The organism is Janthinobacterium agaricidamnosum NBRC 102515 = DSM 9628, assembly GCF_000723165.1.
In the GTDB taxonomy this organism is placed as follows: domain Bacteria; phylum Pseudomonadota; class Gammaproteobacteria; order Burkholderiales; family Burkholderiaceae_D; genus Janthinobacterium; species Janthinobacterium agaricidamnosum.
Genome location: NZ_HG322949.1, coordinates 1,566,593 through 1,581,403, shown reverse-complemented (window position 1 = coordinate 1,581,403; position 14,811 = coordinate 1,566,593). Strand labels below are relative to the sequence as shown.

Below are 14,811 nucleotides of genomic sequence, written 5' to 3'. Positions count from 1 at the left end.
TTGTGGTTCAGATTTACTCGGCACTTGCCGCCGGCACCAGGATTTCCCGGTTGCCATTCGATTGCATCGATGATACGACGCCGCTGTTTTCCATCTGCTCCAGCAAACGCGCCGCGCGGTTATAGCCGATGCGCAAATGCCTTTGCACCAGCGAAATCGACGCGCGGCGATTTTTCAAGACGATGGCGACCGCCTGGTCGTACAAGGCATCGGCTTCGCCGCCGCCCTCGCCCGGCGCGCCGCCTTCTGCTCCGCCCTCTTCCAGCGTGCCGCCTTCCAAAATGCCTTCGACATAATTCGGCTCGCCTTGCGACTGCAAATGTTTCACGACGCGGTGCACTTCCTCATCCGATACAAACGCGCCATGCACCCGCACCGGCAAGCCCGTACCTGGCGGCATGTACAGCATATCGCCCATGCCGAGCAAGGTTTCCGCGCCCATCTGGTCGAGAATCGTCCGCGAGTCGATCTTGGACGACACCTGGAACGCGATACGGGTCGGAATATTGGCCTTGATCAGGCCGGTAATCACATCCACAGATGGGCGCTGCGTCGCCAAAATCAAGTGCAAGCCGGCCGCACGCGCTTTTTGCGCGATCCGGGCGATCAATTCCTCGACCTTTTTACCCACCACCATCATCAAGTCGGCCAGCTCATCGATGATGATGACGATGGTCGGCAGTTTTTCCAGCGGCTCCGGCGCATCCGGCGTCAGGCTGAATGGATTCGGAATGTGCTCTTCCTTCTTTTGCGATTCGGCGATCTTGGCGTTGTAGCCGGCCAGGTTACGCACGCCCAGCTTGCTCATCAGCTTGTAGCGCCGTTCCATTTCATTGACGGCCCAGTTCAGCGCATGGCCGGCCTGGCGCATATCGGTGACCACCGGCGCCAGCAAGTGAGGAATGCCTTCATAGACCGACATTTCCAGCATCTTCGGATCGATCAGGATCAGGCGCACGTCGAGCGGATCGGATTTGTACAGCAGCGACAAAATGGTGGCGTTGATGCCGACCGATTTACCGGAACCGGTGGTGCCGGCCACCAGCAAATGCGGCATCTTGGCCAGGTCGGCGACCACCGGCTTGCCGGCGATATCCTTGCCCAGCGCAATCGTCAAGCTCGATACGCCGTCGTTGTACACCTTGGAACCGAGGATTTCCGTCAGGCGTACGATCTGGCGCTTGGTGTTCGGCAATTCCAGTGCCATGTAATTCTTGCCGGGAATCGTTTCCACCACCCGGATCGAGGTCAGCGACAGCGAACGCGCCAGGTCGCGCGCCAGGCCGACGATCTGGCTGCCCTTGACGCCGGTGGCCGGTTCGATTTCGTAGCGCGTCACCACCGGCCCCGGATAAGCGGCCACGACCTTGGCGTCGACGCCAAAGTCCGACAGTTTTTTCTCGATCAGCCGGCTGGTGAATTCCAGCGTTTCGACCGACACGGTTTCCACCACCGGCGGCGCTTCGTCCAGCAGCGACAGCGGCGGCAGGCGGCTGTCGCCCGGGCTCTCGAACAGATGCGCCTGGCGTTCTTTCTCGACCCGCTCGGACTTGACGACAGTAACGATTTGCGGCTCGATCTTGACCGGCGGCGCGGCGACATGCTTTTCAACATGCTTGGCGCGCTCGATGACCACCACTTCGTCGCGCTTGACGGCGGCCACTTCGCCCTGGCGGCGGTCTTCGCGGTCCTGGTAGCGCAGCACCACCCACTCGATCGAATCTTCGATCGCGCCGCCGATGCGCTCGGCCACCGACAGCCACGACACATGGAAAAACAGGCTGAAGCCGAGGAAGAACAATAATAATAACAACAGCGTAGCGCCGGTGAAACCGAACGCGACATGGGCCGAATGGCCGATCAGCTGGCCCAGCACGCCGCCCGGTTCGCGCGGCAATTGTACGTGCAGCGTTTTCGACAGGCGCAGGAATTCCAGTCCCATGCTGCCAATAAACATCACGACAAAGCCGATCGCGCGGATAATGAACTCATGCTGATGTTCGTCATCGGCGTCTGTTTTTTCCAGCAAGAACTTGCGGGTCAGGCGGCGGTAGCCGTTCCACACCGTGCGCAATAGCCAGACGCACCACCACCAGGCGGAAAAGCCGAAGATAAACAGCAGCAAATCCGACAGCCAGGCGCCGGCCCGGCCGCCCAGGTTGGATACCTTGGGCACCATATTGGCATGCGACCAGCCCGGATCGGCCTTGTTAAAGCTCATCAGGATCAACACGAAATACAGGCCGAAAGCGGCCAGCGCGAACCAGCGCGCCTCCGACAACAGCCGCACCAGCCGGTTCGGCAAGGGTTGGCGTTCGGTCACGTTACGGGTGTAGCTGGATGTGGTGGCTTGGCTTGTTTTACTCATACTTTGGAAACGTTGCAGCCCGGTCGATATGGCGTCTAAATTGCATCATTATGTCGCAGGCGGGGGAATACCCCTGAATACATCTGAATACATCTATATAACAGGTATTCTAAGGCATATATGCCAAGGCTGGCCCCACGATTCAACCTATCGTCGCGCTTCGACTATAATCTCGCCATAGCTTGCGCAAGCGCACACATGCTTTGGAACGACAGGTTTGACCAGGATGCGGCCAAGCCTGCGCTTCAGCGGCCTTGTTCTTGTTGCGAACGTCCCCAAATCGGACTCATCACATATCTATTAAGAAGCCTCCCATGACCACTACCAAACACGCCCGCGTTTTGATTCTCGGCTCCGGCCCTGCCGGTTACAGCGCCGCGGTATATGCCGCCCGCGCCAACCTGAAACCGATGCTGGTCACCGGCGTCGAACAAGGCGGCCAATTGATGACCACCACCGACGTCGAGAACTGGCCTGGCGATCCGATGGGCGTGCAAGGTCCGGACTTGATGCAGCGCTTGCTGCAGCATGCGGAACGTTTCAATACCGATATCGTCTTCGACCACATCCACACCACCATGCTCAGCGAGCGCCCGATCCGTCTGATCGGCGACAGCCATGAGTACACTTGCGATACGCTGATCATCGCCACCGGCGCATCGGCCCAATACCTGGGCTTGCCTTCGGAAACCGCGTTCATGGGCAAGGGCGTGTCGGCTTGCGCCACGTGCGACGGCTTTTTCTACCGCAACCAGGAAGTGGCCGTGGTCGGCGGCGGCAATACCGCGGTCGAAGAAGCGCTGTACCTGTCGAATATCGCCAATAAGGTGACGCTGATACACCGCCGTGACAAGTTCCGCGCCGAAGCGATCCTGATCGACCGCCTGAACGCCAAAGTGGCCGAAGGCAAGATCGTGCTGAAGTACAACCACACACTGGAAGAAGTCACCGGCGACGATGGCGGCGTAACCGGCATCAACATCAAATCGACTATCGATGGCAAAGTCGAAGCCGTTTCCGTGCATGGCGTGTTCATCGCGATCGGCCACAAACCGAATACCGGCATCTTCGAAGGCCAGCTGGAAATGCACAACGGCTACATCAAGACCAGGACCGGCCTCGAAGGCATGGCCACCGCGACCAGCGCGCCGGGCGTGTTTGCCGCCGGCGACGTGCAAGACCATATCTACCGCCAGGCGATCACCAGCGCCGGTACCGGTTGCATGGCAGCACTGGACGCCCAGCGCTACCTGGAAGGCCAGGAGTAATCCGCGCATGGCGTCATTGAAAGACTTTGCCGACCTGAAATCCTTGCGCAATACGCTCAAGGACCAGGAACAGGCGCGCGCCGTGGCCGCCGCCGAACGCAGCCAGCGTGAGAAAAAGGCGGCCCACGAAGCCAATCTGTTCCGTAACAGCGTCAGCAATGTTGCACGTTTGCCACAGCAAGACAAGCTGTCGCCGATCGTGCCGGCCAGGCCGATGACGCCACGCCAGCAGGAAGAGGACGACCGTGCCGTGCTGCGCGAATCGTTGTCGGACTTGTTTGAAGTCGACGCCTTGCTGGAAGAAGATCCCGGCCTCAGTTATACCCGTCCGGGCATCGCCGGCGACGTGGTGCGCAAGATGCGCAAGGGAAACTGGCCGATCCAGGATGACCTCGATTTGCATGGCTTGCGGCGCGACAACGCCCGCGACAGCCTCGGTGAATTCCTGCGCCAGGCCACCCGGCGCAAGCTGCGCTGCGTACGCGTGATCCACGGCAAAGGCTTCAACTCGAAAGGCCAGGAACCGGTACTGAAATCGATGGTGCATAGCTGGCTGGTGCAAAAAGACGAAGTCATCGCCTTTTGCCAGGCGCGCCGCTCGGAAGGCGGCGATGGCGCCCTGCTGGTGCTGCTGCCGGCGGCATTGCAAGTGGTGCGCTGACGTCGTGCGCTGAGCCTGCTCCAAGAATTACAATTCAGCAATAAACCGGCCCCGCTGCGGGCCGCGTCATGTTAACCTGTGGGCATTCTTCCCAGCCCAACGACGTCCACATGATGCTTCCACAATTGCCTCCGGGATCGCTGATCAGACTGATCGAAGTGATCGCGATACTGGTCGGCGCCTTTTCCGGGTTTATCGAAGCACGGCGCAAACGCATGGACCTGGTTGGAGTCTTCACGGTCGCCTTCATCGCCGCGTTCGGCGGCGGCACGCTGCGCGACATCCTGCTCGACAAGCGCCCGCTGTTCTGGGTTGCCCACCAGGAATATGCGATCCTGATCTTCGTGCTGGCGCTGATCGCCGCGCCGCTGATACGCACGCTGCGCCAGATCGTGTCGGAGCGCCTGATCGTCATCGCCGATGCGATCGGCCTGGGCTTGTTTGCGGTGGCCGGCGTGGCCGAAGCCTTGCGTGCCGGCATGCCGCTATTCATCGCGTCGATGATGGGCGTGATCACCGGCATCTTCGGCGGCGTATTGCGCGACATCGTGTGCAATGAAGTGCCGATGGTATTGCGTGACGGCAAACCCTACGCGATTTGCGCCTTCATCGGCTGCTGGATGTATTTACTGCAAAAACACTTTGGCGTGGCACACGATATTGCATTGTGGACCAGCGCGGCCAGTATCACCGGCATGCGCCTGCTGAGCTGGAAATTCGATATGCGCATCGGCCGCTGATGGTATCAAAAAGCCCCGGGACGGCCGCCGCCGCAGACCATGCCGCCTAATCAGACCGCGTCAGGACCGGTTTCGCCGGTACGGATGCGTATCACCTGTTCGACGTCTTGCACGAAAATCTTGCCGTCGCCAATCTTGCCGGTGCGCGCGGCCTTGATGATGGCGTCCACCACCTGTTCCGACATGGCGTCGTCGACGACCACTTCGACTTTTACTTTAGGCAAGAAATCCACCACATACTCGGCGCCGCGATACAGCTCGGTGTGGCCCTTCTGGCGGCCGAAACCCTTGACCTCGGTGACGGTCAGGCCGGTCACGTTGACTTCGGCCAGCGCTTCGCGGACTTCATCGAGCTTGAATGGTTTGATGACGGCGGTAATCTGTTTCATGATTTCTCCTGATAGCTTGTGAGTGATTTATTCGTAAAACCGGGAAGTAATCGGATAACGCCAGTCGCGCCCGAAACCGCGGTGCGTGACCCGGATACCCACCGGCGACTGACGCCGTTTATATTCGTTGATCTTGATCAGGCGTGTCACCCTTGCCACGTCGGCCGGCGGATAGCCGGCGGCGATAATCTCGGCGATCGGACGATTTTCTTCCATATACATTTGCATGATGGCATCGAGCACCTCGTACGGCGGCAAGGAATCCTGGTCCAACTGGTCGGCGCGCAATTCGGCCGACGGACCGCGCGTCAAGATGCGCTCAGGAATCACGTCGGACACGCTGTTGCGGTAGGCGCACAAACGGTACACCAGCGTCTTGGCGATATCCTTGATCACGGCAAAGCCGCCAGCCATGTCGCCATACAGCGTGCAATAGCCGACCGCCATTTCGCTCTTGTTGCCGGTTGTTAATACGATACTGCCATGCTTGTTCGACATTGCCATCAGCAGCGTGCCACGAATGCGCGCCTGGATGTTTTCTTCGGTCGCATCTTCCGCCAGACCGGCGAACTCTTCAGCCAGGGTCGAACGGAAGGCGTCAAATGTTTGCTTGATCGGAATTTCATCGTAGCGCACATTCAAGCGTTTTACCATGTCGCGTGAATCGATCCATGAAATATCGGCGGTGAATTGCGACGGCATCATCACCGCGCGCACCTTGTCGGCGCCCAGCGCATCGACGGCGATCGCCAGCGTCAGCGCGGAATCGACGCCGCCAGACATGCCGATCAATACTCCAGGGAAACCATTTTTGCTAATATAGTCATGCACGCCCAGCACCAGCGCCTTGTAAACCTGCGCCTCGATCGGCAGTGCCGGCTCCAGCACGGCCGGCAGCGGACGCGCACCATCGAATTCGACGACTTGCAGGTCCTCTTCAAAATGCCGCAATTGCGCGGTAATGACGCCGTGCTGGTCCATGACGAAGGAATCGCCGTCGAAAATCAGCTCATCCTGGCCGCCGACCAGGTTGGCGTACACCAGCGACATGCCTTGCTGGCAAACATTCTTGCGCATCACGTCATAACGTAAATGCTGCTTATTCATATGATAAGGCGACCCGTTCGGTACCAGCAATACTTGCGCACCGGCATCAAAAGCCCGCTTCGGCGCATAGTCAAACCACGTATCTTCGCAGATATTGATACCAAAACGCACGCCCTTGACGGCAAATACATAGGGATGGTCGACCGATGTGAAATAGCGTTTTTCATCGAACACCGTGGTATTCGGCAAATCATGCTTGCGGTAAGTGCCCAGCACGTCGCCATTCAGCAGCACCGACGCGGCGTTATAGCGCACTTCGCCGCCATCGCCCAACAAGGGCAAGCCCACCACCACGTGCAAATCCTTGAACTGGGCCAGGTCGGTCGCCAGCGCCGCAAACGTTTCCTGGGTTTTTGCGTAGAATGCGGAGCGCAGCAGCAAATCCTCCGGTGGATAGCCGACCAGCGACAATTCCGGCGTCAAGACAATGTCTGCGCCCTGCTCGTGGGCGCGGCGGGAGAGTTCGACGATCTTGGCGCGGTTGCCGGCAAGATCGCCGACGGTACTATTCATTTGAGCGATGGCGACTTTGACTGTCATGATGTGGTGTTAGATTCGAATAATTGGGTAACAAAGTTGGCGGGGGCTGCCCCCGGGGGTGAACAGCGGCCCGATGACGGCTGGTGAATGCAAACCGACAAAAAATGAATTATCGCACGGGTATCGTTTCTTCTTTGGCTGAAATTGGCGAACCGGCCTGGACCGGATTATTATCGCAGCAAGCCAATCGCAATCCTTTCTTGTCTTACGCGTTTTTGCACGCCCTGCATGAATCGGCCTGCGCCGCGCCGGATACCGGCTGGCAGCCGCAATACCTGGCCTTGTGGCAAGGCGATACGCTGGCCGCGGCGATGCCGCTGTACGTCAAGTCGCACTCCTATGGCGAATATGTGTTCGACTGGGCTTGGGCCGATGCTTATCGGCAACATGGATTGGAATATTACCCGAAACTGCTGTCGGCAGTGCCATTCACGCCGGTCAGCGGCAACCGCCTGCTGGCGTCCGATGCGGCGGCGCGGGCCGCGCTGATTGATTTTTTATGCGCCCAACAACAAGGCGCCGGGCTGTCGTCGACCCACATCCTGTTCCCGCCAGAGCAAGAAGCACTGCAATTGCAGCAAGCGGGTTTCATGCTGCGCAGCGGCGTGCAATTTCATTGGCTCAATCCGGGCTACCGCGATTTCGATGAATTCCTGGCCACGCTCGAACACAAAAAACGCAAGAATATCCGCGCCGAACGGCGCAAGGTGGCCGAGGCTGGCGTGCTGATGCGCCAGGTGCGCGGCAGCGACGCGACCCGGGCCGACTGGCAACTATTTCACCGCTGTTATGCGAACACCTATGCCGAACACCGTTCCACGCCATACCTGAGCCTGGAATTCTTTTTGCGCATCGGTGAAACAATGCCGCAGAACATCTTACTGGTGATCGCCGAGCGCGATGGCCAGGCGATCGCGTCATCGATGGTGATCCATACCGACGACACGCTGTTCGGCCGCTATTGGGGCGCGCTGGAACATGTGCCCTGCCTGCATTTTGAAACAGCGTATTACCAGCCGCTGGAATTTTGCATCCGGCAAAAAATCGCCACCTTCGAAGGCGGCGCGCAGGGCGAACACAAGATGGCGCGCGGCTTCTTGCCGCAAAAGACCTGGTCGGTGCATTGGCTGGCCCACCCGTCGTTTTCCGATGCGGTCGAACGCTTCCTGCAGCGCGAGAGCGGCGGCATCGACGCCTATCTCGATGAATTGAACGACCACAGCCCGTTTCGCAACTACCGAGAAAAAATAAACCCGATTGACTACGAACAGAAAAAGATAAGCGAAAATTCAGGTATTTCGAATTTATTACGCTCATAAAAATCAGTCTCATGATTTATATTTCAAAAAATACTTTATGGAAATATTTTCCCCGGCAAGATGATTTAATCAAAAAAACCATTGAATTAAAAAAAATTGCCTCAAAGTTAGCATTTCTGAAATATAAATTCAGTTGAAAGAACTGGAATAAACCAGTACTTCATAACCACAAAGGAATATCATGAGCAATAGTCTCTTTGTAAACCAAACCGATACGGGAAGTTATACTGTTAGACCAGCGCATACTGACACACCACTCCACACGGCCGCAACCCAAGACGCTGCCATCAAATGGGCCGAAGGGAATTATCCCAATAACCCTTTGCATGTGGCTCGCGTACGCACTCTCAGCGACAAGAAAAATCCTGCACACTGGCGTAAGATTTAATGAGTAAATATGCCTTCAGAAAATGAAGGCATATACATCAATATTATAAAAAAATATTCTTAAAAGATCTACTCATGAGAACTATTCGATCACAATGAAATTACTTTCATAATAATAATAATAATAATACTGAATCATATAGCCATATTTGAAAGAATAACATCATTTAGTTGTCGAGGGCACCTCGAAAAACCGTAGCGAGCAAGCTCAATTCCGGGGCGGGTAGCGCAGCTGTACGGAGGTACGGGGACGCCGAGTCAGCGAGCAACGCAGGCCCGGAAGTGAGCTGCGCAGTAGGTTTGTCGAAGTGCCCTCAAGGCGGCAGCGGCAAGGGGTCGCGCAGCTTGATGATGTGGCGGAAATTGTCGGCGTCGTTGACGTCCAGGCTGTTCAGCACATCGCCCTGCATGTCGACGAAAATCGTTTGCGGGTGGCGTATCATGTGGTCCAGCCCTTCCAGCATCACCGCCAGGATATCGCTGCGCGGATCGTAGACGATGCCCATCAGCGGCGCCCAGCGCGCCTGGAGCTGGCTGCCGATACTGAGCGCGTCGACTTCCAGCTCGGCCGACTTGCCCATCAAGACCTTGGCGATGCGCTCGAAATAAGCGTGCCAGTCGTTTTTTTCCAGTTTGAATATCGCCATGGCGATTCCCTTTCGGAGAGAGTGACAGGGCGGGCCGTCAAGATCCGGCCGGCTTGCCGCTGGTGCGCCGTTCGGCGACCCTGCGTTCGACGCCTTTCCTGGCGCCGCCCTGCATCAGGTCTGCCACCAGCCTCGGCCGGCGGGCATTGCCGCGATACACGCGGTAAGCCAGCACCAGGTACAGCGCGCCGGTCAGCAAGGCATAGCCACCGATCAGCCACACCAGCACCAGCGCGCCGGCCGCGGGATAAGCCAGCACCAGGAATCCGAACAGCAGCGACACGGCCGCGCTGACGATCAGCAGCGATTCGCCGCGCATCGCCTTGCGCAGCCGCAGCGCCAGCACGATGTCGAGCGCGCCGGTGACCAGCGCATTGATGCCGATCACCAGCACCAGCGCCAGCCCGGTCAGCGCCGGATACATCGCCGCCAGCACCCCGGCGACCAGACTGCACACGCCCAGCGCCAGCAATATCCACCAGTCGTCGGAACGCTGGCGGTTGCCGAGCGCGCCCACCACCGACACCGTGCCAGCCAGCAAGGCATACACGGCGAAGACGGCGATCAGCGACAGCAGGGTTACCGCAGGCAAGGCCAGCGCCGCGATGCCGAACAGCACCGCGACCAGGCCGCGCAGCGCCAGTATCCACCAGGAGCGCATCAGCATATGGATAGCACTTGAACTCATCATCACCTCCTGAAACAGGCGGGCAAGCCTGACATGTAAAGTCAGAGTGCAAAAACGAATTCAAGGTTCAACGATGAGCGAGCTACCCGACTGGAGTTTGTGCGAAATCATGCAACTGAAAAGCACCGTCCAGCCACACTCGCACCCAGCCGCTTAGCTTTCAATCAGATTGTCAGCGCGCAGCTCATTCAAGCACTCATTGATATACGGCACGACAGCCTGAACTTCCATCGATTGGCGGCACTTTCCATCCGCCGCCACCTTGCCCATCACGCTACCGCTGCCCGGCTCGGCAAACCAGATGCACAACTTCTTGGCGCGGGTCGCCGCCACGTAAGCCACGCGCAAGGCCTCATCTTGCTGGGCAAGATCAAATGTTTGCGGGAATCGGGCCAAGCTGTAAAGATGGTTCTTAAGATTATTCGCACCGAAATACTTGGGCGCACCGACAAGAATCACAAAGTCAGCTTCCAGTCCCTTGCTTTGATGAAAAGTGGTTTTAGTAAGTTTTTTGTCGCTCAGTTTGTCGTACGGCTTCAGTTCATCATGCTTGGATGCGAGCAAATATACTTTTTCATGCGGCTCCATTGACTGCAAGATCGCTTTCAATGCATGCTCAATATCCTTTGCTTGAAATTTCTCTACAGATAAAACCTTGAATGGCAGAGCTTTCACCGCAGAATTACTGGCGATGCCATGCTTCAAACTCTTCTTGCTCACTAACCGAATAAACGACTCGCCGCTGTCGATAATGTTTTGCGAAGACCTGAAATTTTCCTGAAGCAAGATCGGCTGGGCCGTAGCGCCGGGGAAAAACGCGGGGAAATTCAAGAAAAAATGCGGAGAACTTCCGCGCCAGCCGTAGATCGATTGCCAGTCGTCCCCGACACACATAAGTGTCGGTTTTTGTCCACCGTCCGACTTTCTGTGCAACTCGCCATGCAGGCCGTGTATGAACTTCACTATCAACGGTGAAATATCCTGGAACTCATCGATCATCAAATGTTTCATTCCAACCAGCGCACCTGCGCCAACCTTTGCGAGGTCGGCACTGCCCTGGCCTAAACGGGAAAATATCTGGTTGAATGTAAGCAGATTCCTGGCCTCGAGATCCCGATAAAACTGGCCGAAAAACTTGCTGACCGCATAAATAGATGCCGACTCGGCTTTGCCAAGCGCGTTGCCGGCAAGTTGCGAGACCAAAGCCTGCGGCGCCAGTCCGAGATTTTCGGCAAATACGCCAAAATTGTACAAGGCGGAAAAGACCGGTCTTGCGCTCACCTCCCCGGGCAGACGGATGTCGATCGACGGCGCCGCCAGACCTGGTCCGATACTGTGCAACTCCAGCTGAGTTTGCAATTTCGCGGCATCCTGGGCGCTATTGATAAAGCGGATTTTTTCCGGGCAAGCGGTCAACAAAATCAACCGTTTATCGCTGACATTGTAAGCGGGTTTCAATTTGGTTTTACCCACAACGTCGATGGAAATACCGTCGTAACGTCCCAGCACGACATAAATATCCAGCGCGGCGATATAACCATTGGCAAAGAACTGGGCCCCCATGACGGAGAGAGGATAGCGTGTGCCACGTTCCGTCACGCTTGCTACGCCGGTAATCGGCCAACTTCCTTGTGCCGTCCATTTTTCTTCAAGGTGCGTGCACAAATCCGCATCGCGCTGGCTCATATTGTGCAGGAATGATAATTTTTCCTGATATTTGGCATTTTCACTTTCCAAGCGCGGCGTGGCGATCGTGTATTCAAACAAGGTTGCCACAGCTTGCCTGAAATTTTCATCATATTGATAACATTTAACGTAGCTTTCCTTCAGGATTTCAGCCTGCTCGGCGCTTTCGTCCAGTGCGACAAAGCCCTCAATATCATTGGCGCGGTCTTCAATGGCACTCAGGTCCGTGTCAGCCGGCGTGGCGGCCATATCATTGTTTTTTGCCGCAAGCGGCTGCGCCTTTCCCTGGAATTCAAAAATACCTTCATCGCTGCGCAACAAACCGCGCATCATTTCCAGCGCCTTGGAGTGAAAAGTTCGCACTATTTGCGCAGCTTTTTTTTCATTAAGCGCGACATTCCAACGCGGAGCTTCTTCCAGTAATTTTTCTATAAAGTCTTTACGCGATTTACGGGTAAAGGTGAACACTGACATATTTTCAAATGGTACTTCCAGGTATTTCTTCAAGAACAGCACCCGATTAACCAGCGTGGTGGACTTCCCGGAACCGGCGCCGGCAATTACCGATGCCGCTGCTGAATGACTAAAAATTACTTCTTGCTGTTTAGACGTAGGGCCTTTCAAGACGCCATCGTGCTTGGAAAACATCAACTGGCGCGCCAGTTCGACATGATGTTCAGCGACTTGAAAACCCCGGCCCTCATATAACTGTTTCTGCACTGAAGCGGCAGCCAGCGGCGCCGCTAGCGTATCATCGGCAGCCTTTTCCCGTTTCGGAACGGAGGCGGGGCTAGCTGCGCCACGCTGAGGAAGACCAAAATTTTTAAAACCCAACAAACTCAGAATTGCACGCCAAATTACTTTCACCATTATTCACTCTCAAAACCCCGCTCAAGCAAGCGAAAAAAAATTACCAAAACAATACATTACATTACATGACGTATGGCAATTATTTAAAATAATTTGAATCACTGAGCATATATTCAAGCAAGTTTCTGAAGCTCAAGTCAAGGTCATCCGCAGCACACTGACTCACTCCATGCGATGACCATTCAAGACGAAAAAAAACGCACCCGGTCTCACGACAGGATGCGTCTTTCGATGCAGTTGCGGCGTGCTGGCCGCGCCGATCAGGAAGCTTCGGTTTCTTTTTGATAAGCGGCAACACCGTTCAGGATTTCAGCTTTCGCCGCTTCCGGACCATGCCAGCCGTCGATCTTGACCCATTTGCCTTTTTCCAGGTCTTTGTAGTGCTCGAAGAAATGCTGGATCTGGCGCAAACGCAGTTCGTTCAAGTCTTCCGGTTTTTGCCAGTGGCTGTAGATCGACAATACCTTATCGACCGGCACGGCCAGCACTTTGGCGTCTTCACCGGATTCGTCGGTCATTTTCAGCACGCCGATAGGACGGCAGCGCACCACCACGCCCGGGAACAGCGGGAACGGGGTGATCACCAGCACGTCGACCGGGTCGCCGTCCGGCGACAGGGTGTTCGGCACGTAACCGTAGTTGCACGGATAGTGCATCGCGGTGCCCATGAAGCGGTCGACGAAGATCGCGCCGCTTTCCTTGTCGACTTCATATTTGATCGGATCGGCATTCATCGGGATTTCGATGATCACGTTGAAATCGTTCGGCAGGTCGCGACCGGATGAGACTTTATTCAAACTCATGGTATTTCCTCAATATGCGGACAGTGTTTTAACGGCGTCATTATATAGTGAAGCAATGGTAACTTGTGCGTCGCAGCAAGTAAAAAGGCCCGTTTTTCTGTCGAAAAACGGGCCTGGCAGCGGTCTGGCAGCAACCGGCTTACAGAATTGTTGCTAAGGCGCACTGCCGATAATGGGCGGCGGCCTCTTGCTGCTGTTGCAACGCGTCGTGCATTTGCGCCAGTTTCAAATGGGCTTCGCGCACCATGCGCGAATCGCTGGCGTCGGACAAGGCCTGCTCCAGGTGGCGCTGGGCCTTGCCCCACAGTTTTTGTTTCAGGCACAGCGAACCGAGCGTCAGCGCCAGTTCGGCGTCGGTCGGACGCTGCCGCAGCCATTGTTCGCAATGTTCGATTTGCGCCAGCAGCGCCGGCGAACCGGCCGGAGCGGCCGCTTCGCGGTAGGCCCGCACCACCCGGTCGTCCCAGTCGGCGGCCAGCGCCTCTTCGGCCACCAGACGGGCTTCGTCGTGCAAGCCACGGGCGTTCAGCGCGGTCGCGGCGCGGCACGCGATGTAGGGTTTCAGACGATCCACGCTCGGTATGGTCGACCAGACCCGCATCACCGATTCGGCGTCATGGGTGGTGTCGGACAGCAAATCGTCGTAGGCCAGCTCGCGCAGCCGCGCCGACAGCGCCGGATGCAGCGCGCGGTGCTTGTCCAGCGTGCGCACCAGGCGCAGCACTTCCGGCCAGTTCTTCGCTTGCTGCTGCGCTTTCAGCGACCATTGCAAGGCGTGGATGTGACGCGTGCCGCTGGCGTTCAATTCTTCCACCGCCGCCAGCGCCGCTTCCGGCTGATGGTCGTCGACCAGCAATTCGGTGACCGTCATCAGGCGTGCGGTTTTCAGCGCGGCATCGTCGTTGACCCGCGCCAGCCAGCTGTCGCGGCGCTCCGACTGGCGCATGCGGTGTGCGGCGCGGGCGCCGATCAGCGCGGCCAGGCCGGCGTTTTCCGGCAAGTCGGCGGCGCGCAAGGCGGCTTTTTCGGCATGCCCGAAGCGGCCTTCGAACAGCGCCTTCAAGGCGTCGCGCAAACCCTTGTTGCCATCGCGTTCACGCTTGCGTTGGCGATAGGCGGCCACCCGGCCCGGCATTTTCATGGTGGTGCGGAACGCCCGGATCGCCAGGTACAGCAGCAGGAACAGCAGCACCTGCAACACCAGGAAGAAATTGAGCGACAAGTCCATCCGGTACGGCGGGTAAAACAGCACCACGTTGCCGGGATTGAAACGCGCCGTGACGGCGATGCCGATGGCCGCGGCCATCAGGGCGAGTAACCAGAGAAATAGACGCATGG

12 protein-coding genes are annotated in these 14,811 nt (G+C 57.0%); 4 read left to right on the top strand and 8 right to left on the bottom strand.

The genetic code is table 11. The features are described from left to right. Nucleotides 1–13: 13 nt before the first annotated feature. Nucleotides 14–2,368 carry a DNA translocase FtsK gene (locus GJA_RS06700; RefSeq protein WP_038490196.1) on the bottom strand — a complete coding sequence of 785 codons (2,355 nt, stop codon included), beginning with the start codon at nucleotides 2,366–2,368 and terminating at the stop codon, nucleotides 14–16. A gap of 314 nt (nucleotides 2,369–2,682) precedes the next feature. Here GJA_RS06700 and trxB point away from each other — a divergent pair, with 314 nt between their 5' ends. The 3 genes from trxB to GJA_RS06685 all read left to right on the top strand — a co-directional run bounded on the left by trxB (nucleotide 2,683) and on the right by GJA_RS06685 (nucleotide 5,037). Then, nucleotides 2,683–3,636: a thioredoxin-disulfide reductase gene (trxB, locus tag GJA_RS06695; RefSeq protein ID WP_038490192.1), complete on the top strand. Its 954-nt coding sequence runs from the start codon at nucleotides 2,683–2,685 to the stop codon at nucleotides 3,634–3,636. A gap of 7 nt (nucleotides 3,637–3,643) precedes the next feature. Further along, entirely contained in the window at nucleotides 3,644–4,297 is a 654-nt protein-coding gene (locus GJA_RS06690; RefSeq protein WP_038490189.1) for a Smr/MutS family protein, read from the top strand. Nucleotides 4,298–4,407: 110 nt separating this feature from the next. After that, entirely contained in the window at nucleotides 4,408–5,037 is a 630-nt protein-coding gene (locus GJA_RS06685) for a trimeric intracellular cation channel family protein (RefSeq protein ID WP_038490187.1), read from the top strand. A gap of 50 nt (nucleotides 5,038–5,087) precedes the next feature. On the opposite strand, the gene GJA_RS06680 is transcribed toward GJA_RS06685, so the two are convergent. Both GJA_RS06680 and GJA_RS06675 read right to left on the bottom strand, forming a co-directional pair. Then, a complete protein-coding gene (locus GJA_RS06680; protein WP_038490184.1) occupies nucleotides 5,088–5,426 on the bottom strand; it encodes a P-II family nitrogen regulator in 339 nt (112 codons plus the stop codon). A 27-nt stretch (nucleotides 5,427–5,453) separates the two neighbouring features. Further along, nucleotides 5,454–7,073, bottom strand: a complete 1,620-nt coding sequence (locus tag GJA_RS06675; RefSeq protein ID WP_038490182.1) for an NAD+ synthase — start codon at nucleotides 7,071–7,073, stop codon at nucleotides 5,454–5,456. A 104-nt stretch (nucleotides 7,074–7,177) separates the two neighbouring features. Between GJA_RS06675 and GJA_RS06670 the strand changes: the two genes are divergently transcribed. Continuing rightward, nucleotides 7,178–8,392, top strand: coding sequence for a GNAT family N-acetyltransferase (locus GJA_RS06670; RefSeq protein WP_081905271.1), 1,215 nt, complete (start codon nucleotides 7,178–7,180; stop codon nucleotides 8,390–8,392). 701 nt (nucleotides 8,393–9,093) lie between these two features. Here the strand turns inward: GJA_RS06670 and GJA_RS06665 are convergent. The 5 genes from GJA_RS06665 to GJA_RS06645 all read right to left on the bottom strand — a co-directional run bounded on the left by GJA_RS06665 (nucleotide 9,094) and on the right by GJA_RS06645 (nucleotide 14,809). After that, nucleotides 9,094–9,426: a DUF5335 family protein gene (locus GJA_RS06665; protein WP_038490179.1), complete on the bottom strand. Its 333-nt coding sequence runs from the start codon at nucleotides 9,424–9,426 to the stop codon at nucleotides 9,094–9,096. A gap of 37 nt (nucleotides 9,427–9,463) precedes the next feature. Next, nucleotides 9,464–10,114 carry an HdeD family acid-resistance protein gene (locus GJA_RS06660; RefSeq protein WP_242404465.1) on the bottom strand — a complete coding sequence of 217 codons (651 nt, stop codon included), beginning with the start codon at nucleotides 10,112–10,114 and terminating at the stop codon, nucleotides 9,464–9,466. A gap of 153 nt (nucleotides 10,115–10,267) precedes the next feature. Beyond that, nucleotides 10,268–12,670, bottom strand: a complete 2,403-nt coding sequence (locus GJA_RS06655; protein ID WP_038490176.1) for a UvrD-helicase domain-containing protein — start codon at nucleotides 12,668–12,670, stop codon at nucleotides 10,268–10,270. A 260-nt stretch (nucleotides 12,671–12,930) separates the two neighbouring features. Continuing rightward, nucleotides 12,931–13,473 carry an inorganic diphosphatase gene (gene ppa / locus GJA_RS06650; RefSeq protein WP_038490173.1) on the bottom strand — a complete coding sequence of 181 codons (543 nt, stop codon included), beginning with the start codon at nucleotides 13,471–13,473 and terminating at the stop codon, nucleotides 12,931–12,933. A gap of 139 nt (nucleotides 13,474–13,612) precedes the next feature. Further along, complete coding sequence (locus GJA_RS06645; protein WP_038490170.1) at nucleotides 13,613–14,809, bottom strand: heme biosynthesis protein HemY; 1,197 nt, start codon at nucleotides 14,807–14,809, stop codon at nucleotides 13,613–13,615. Between the last annotated feature and the right edge of the window lie 2 nt (nucleotides 14,810–14,811).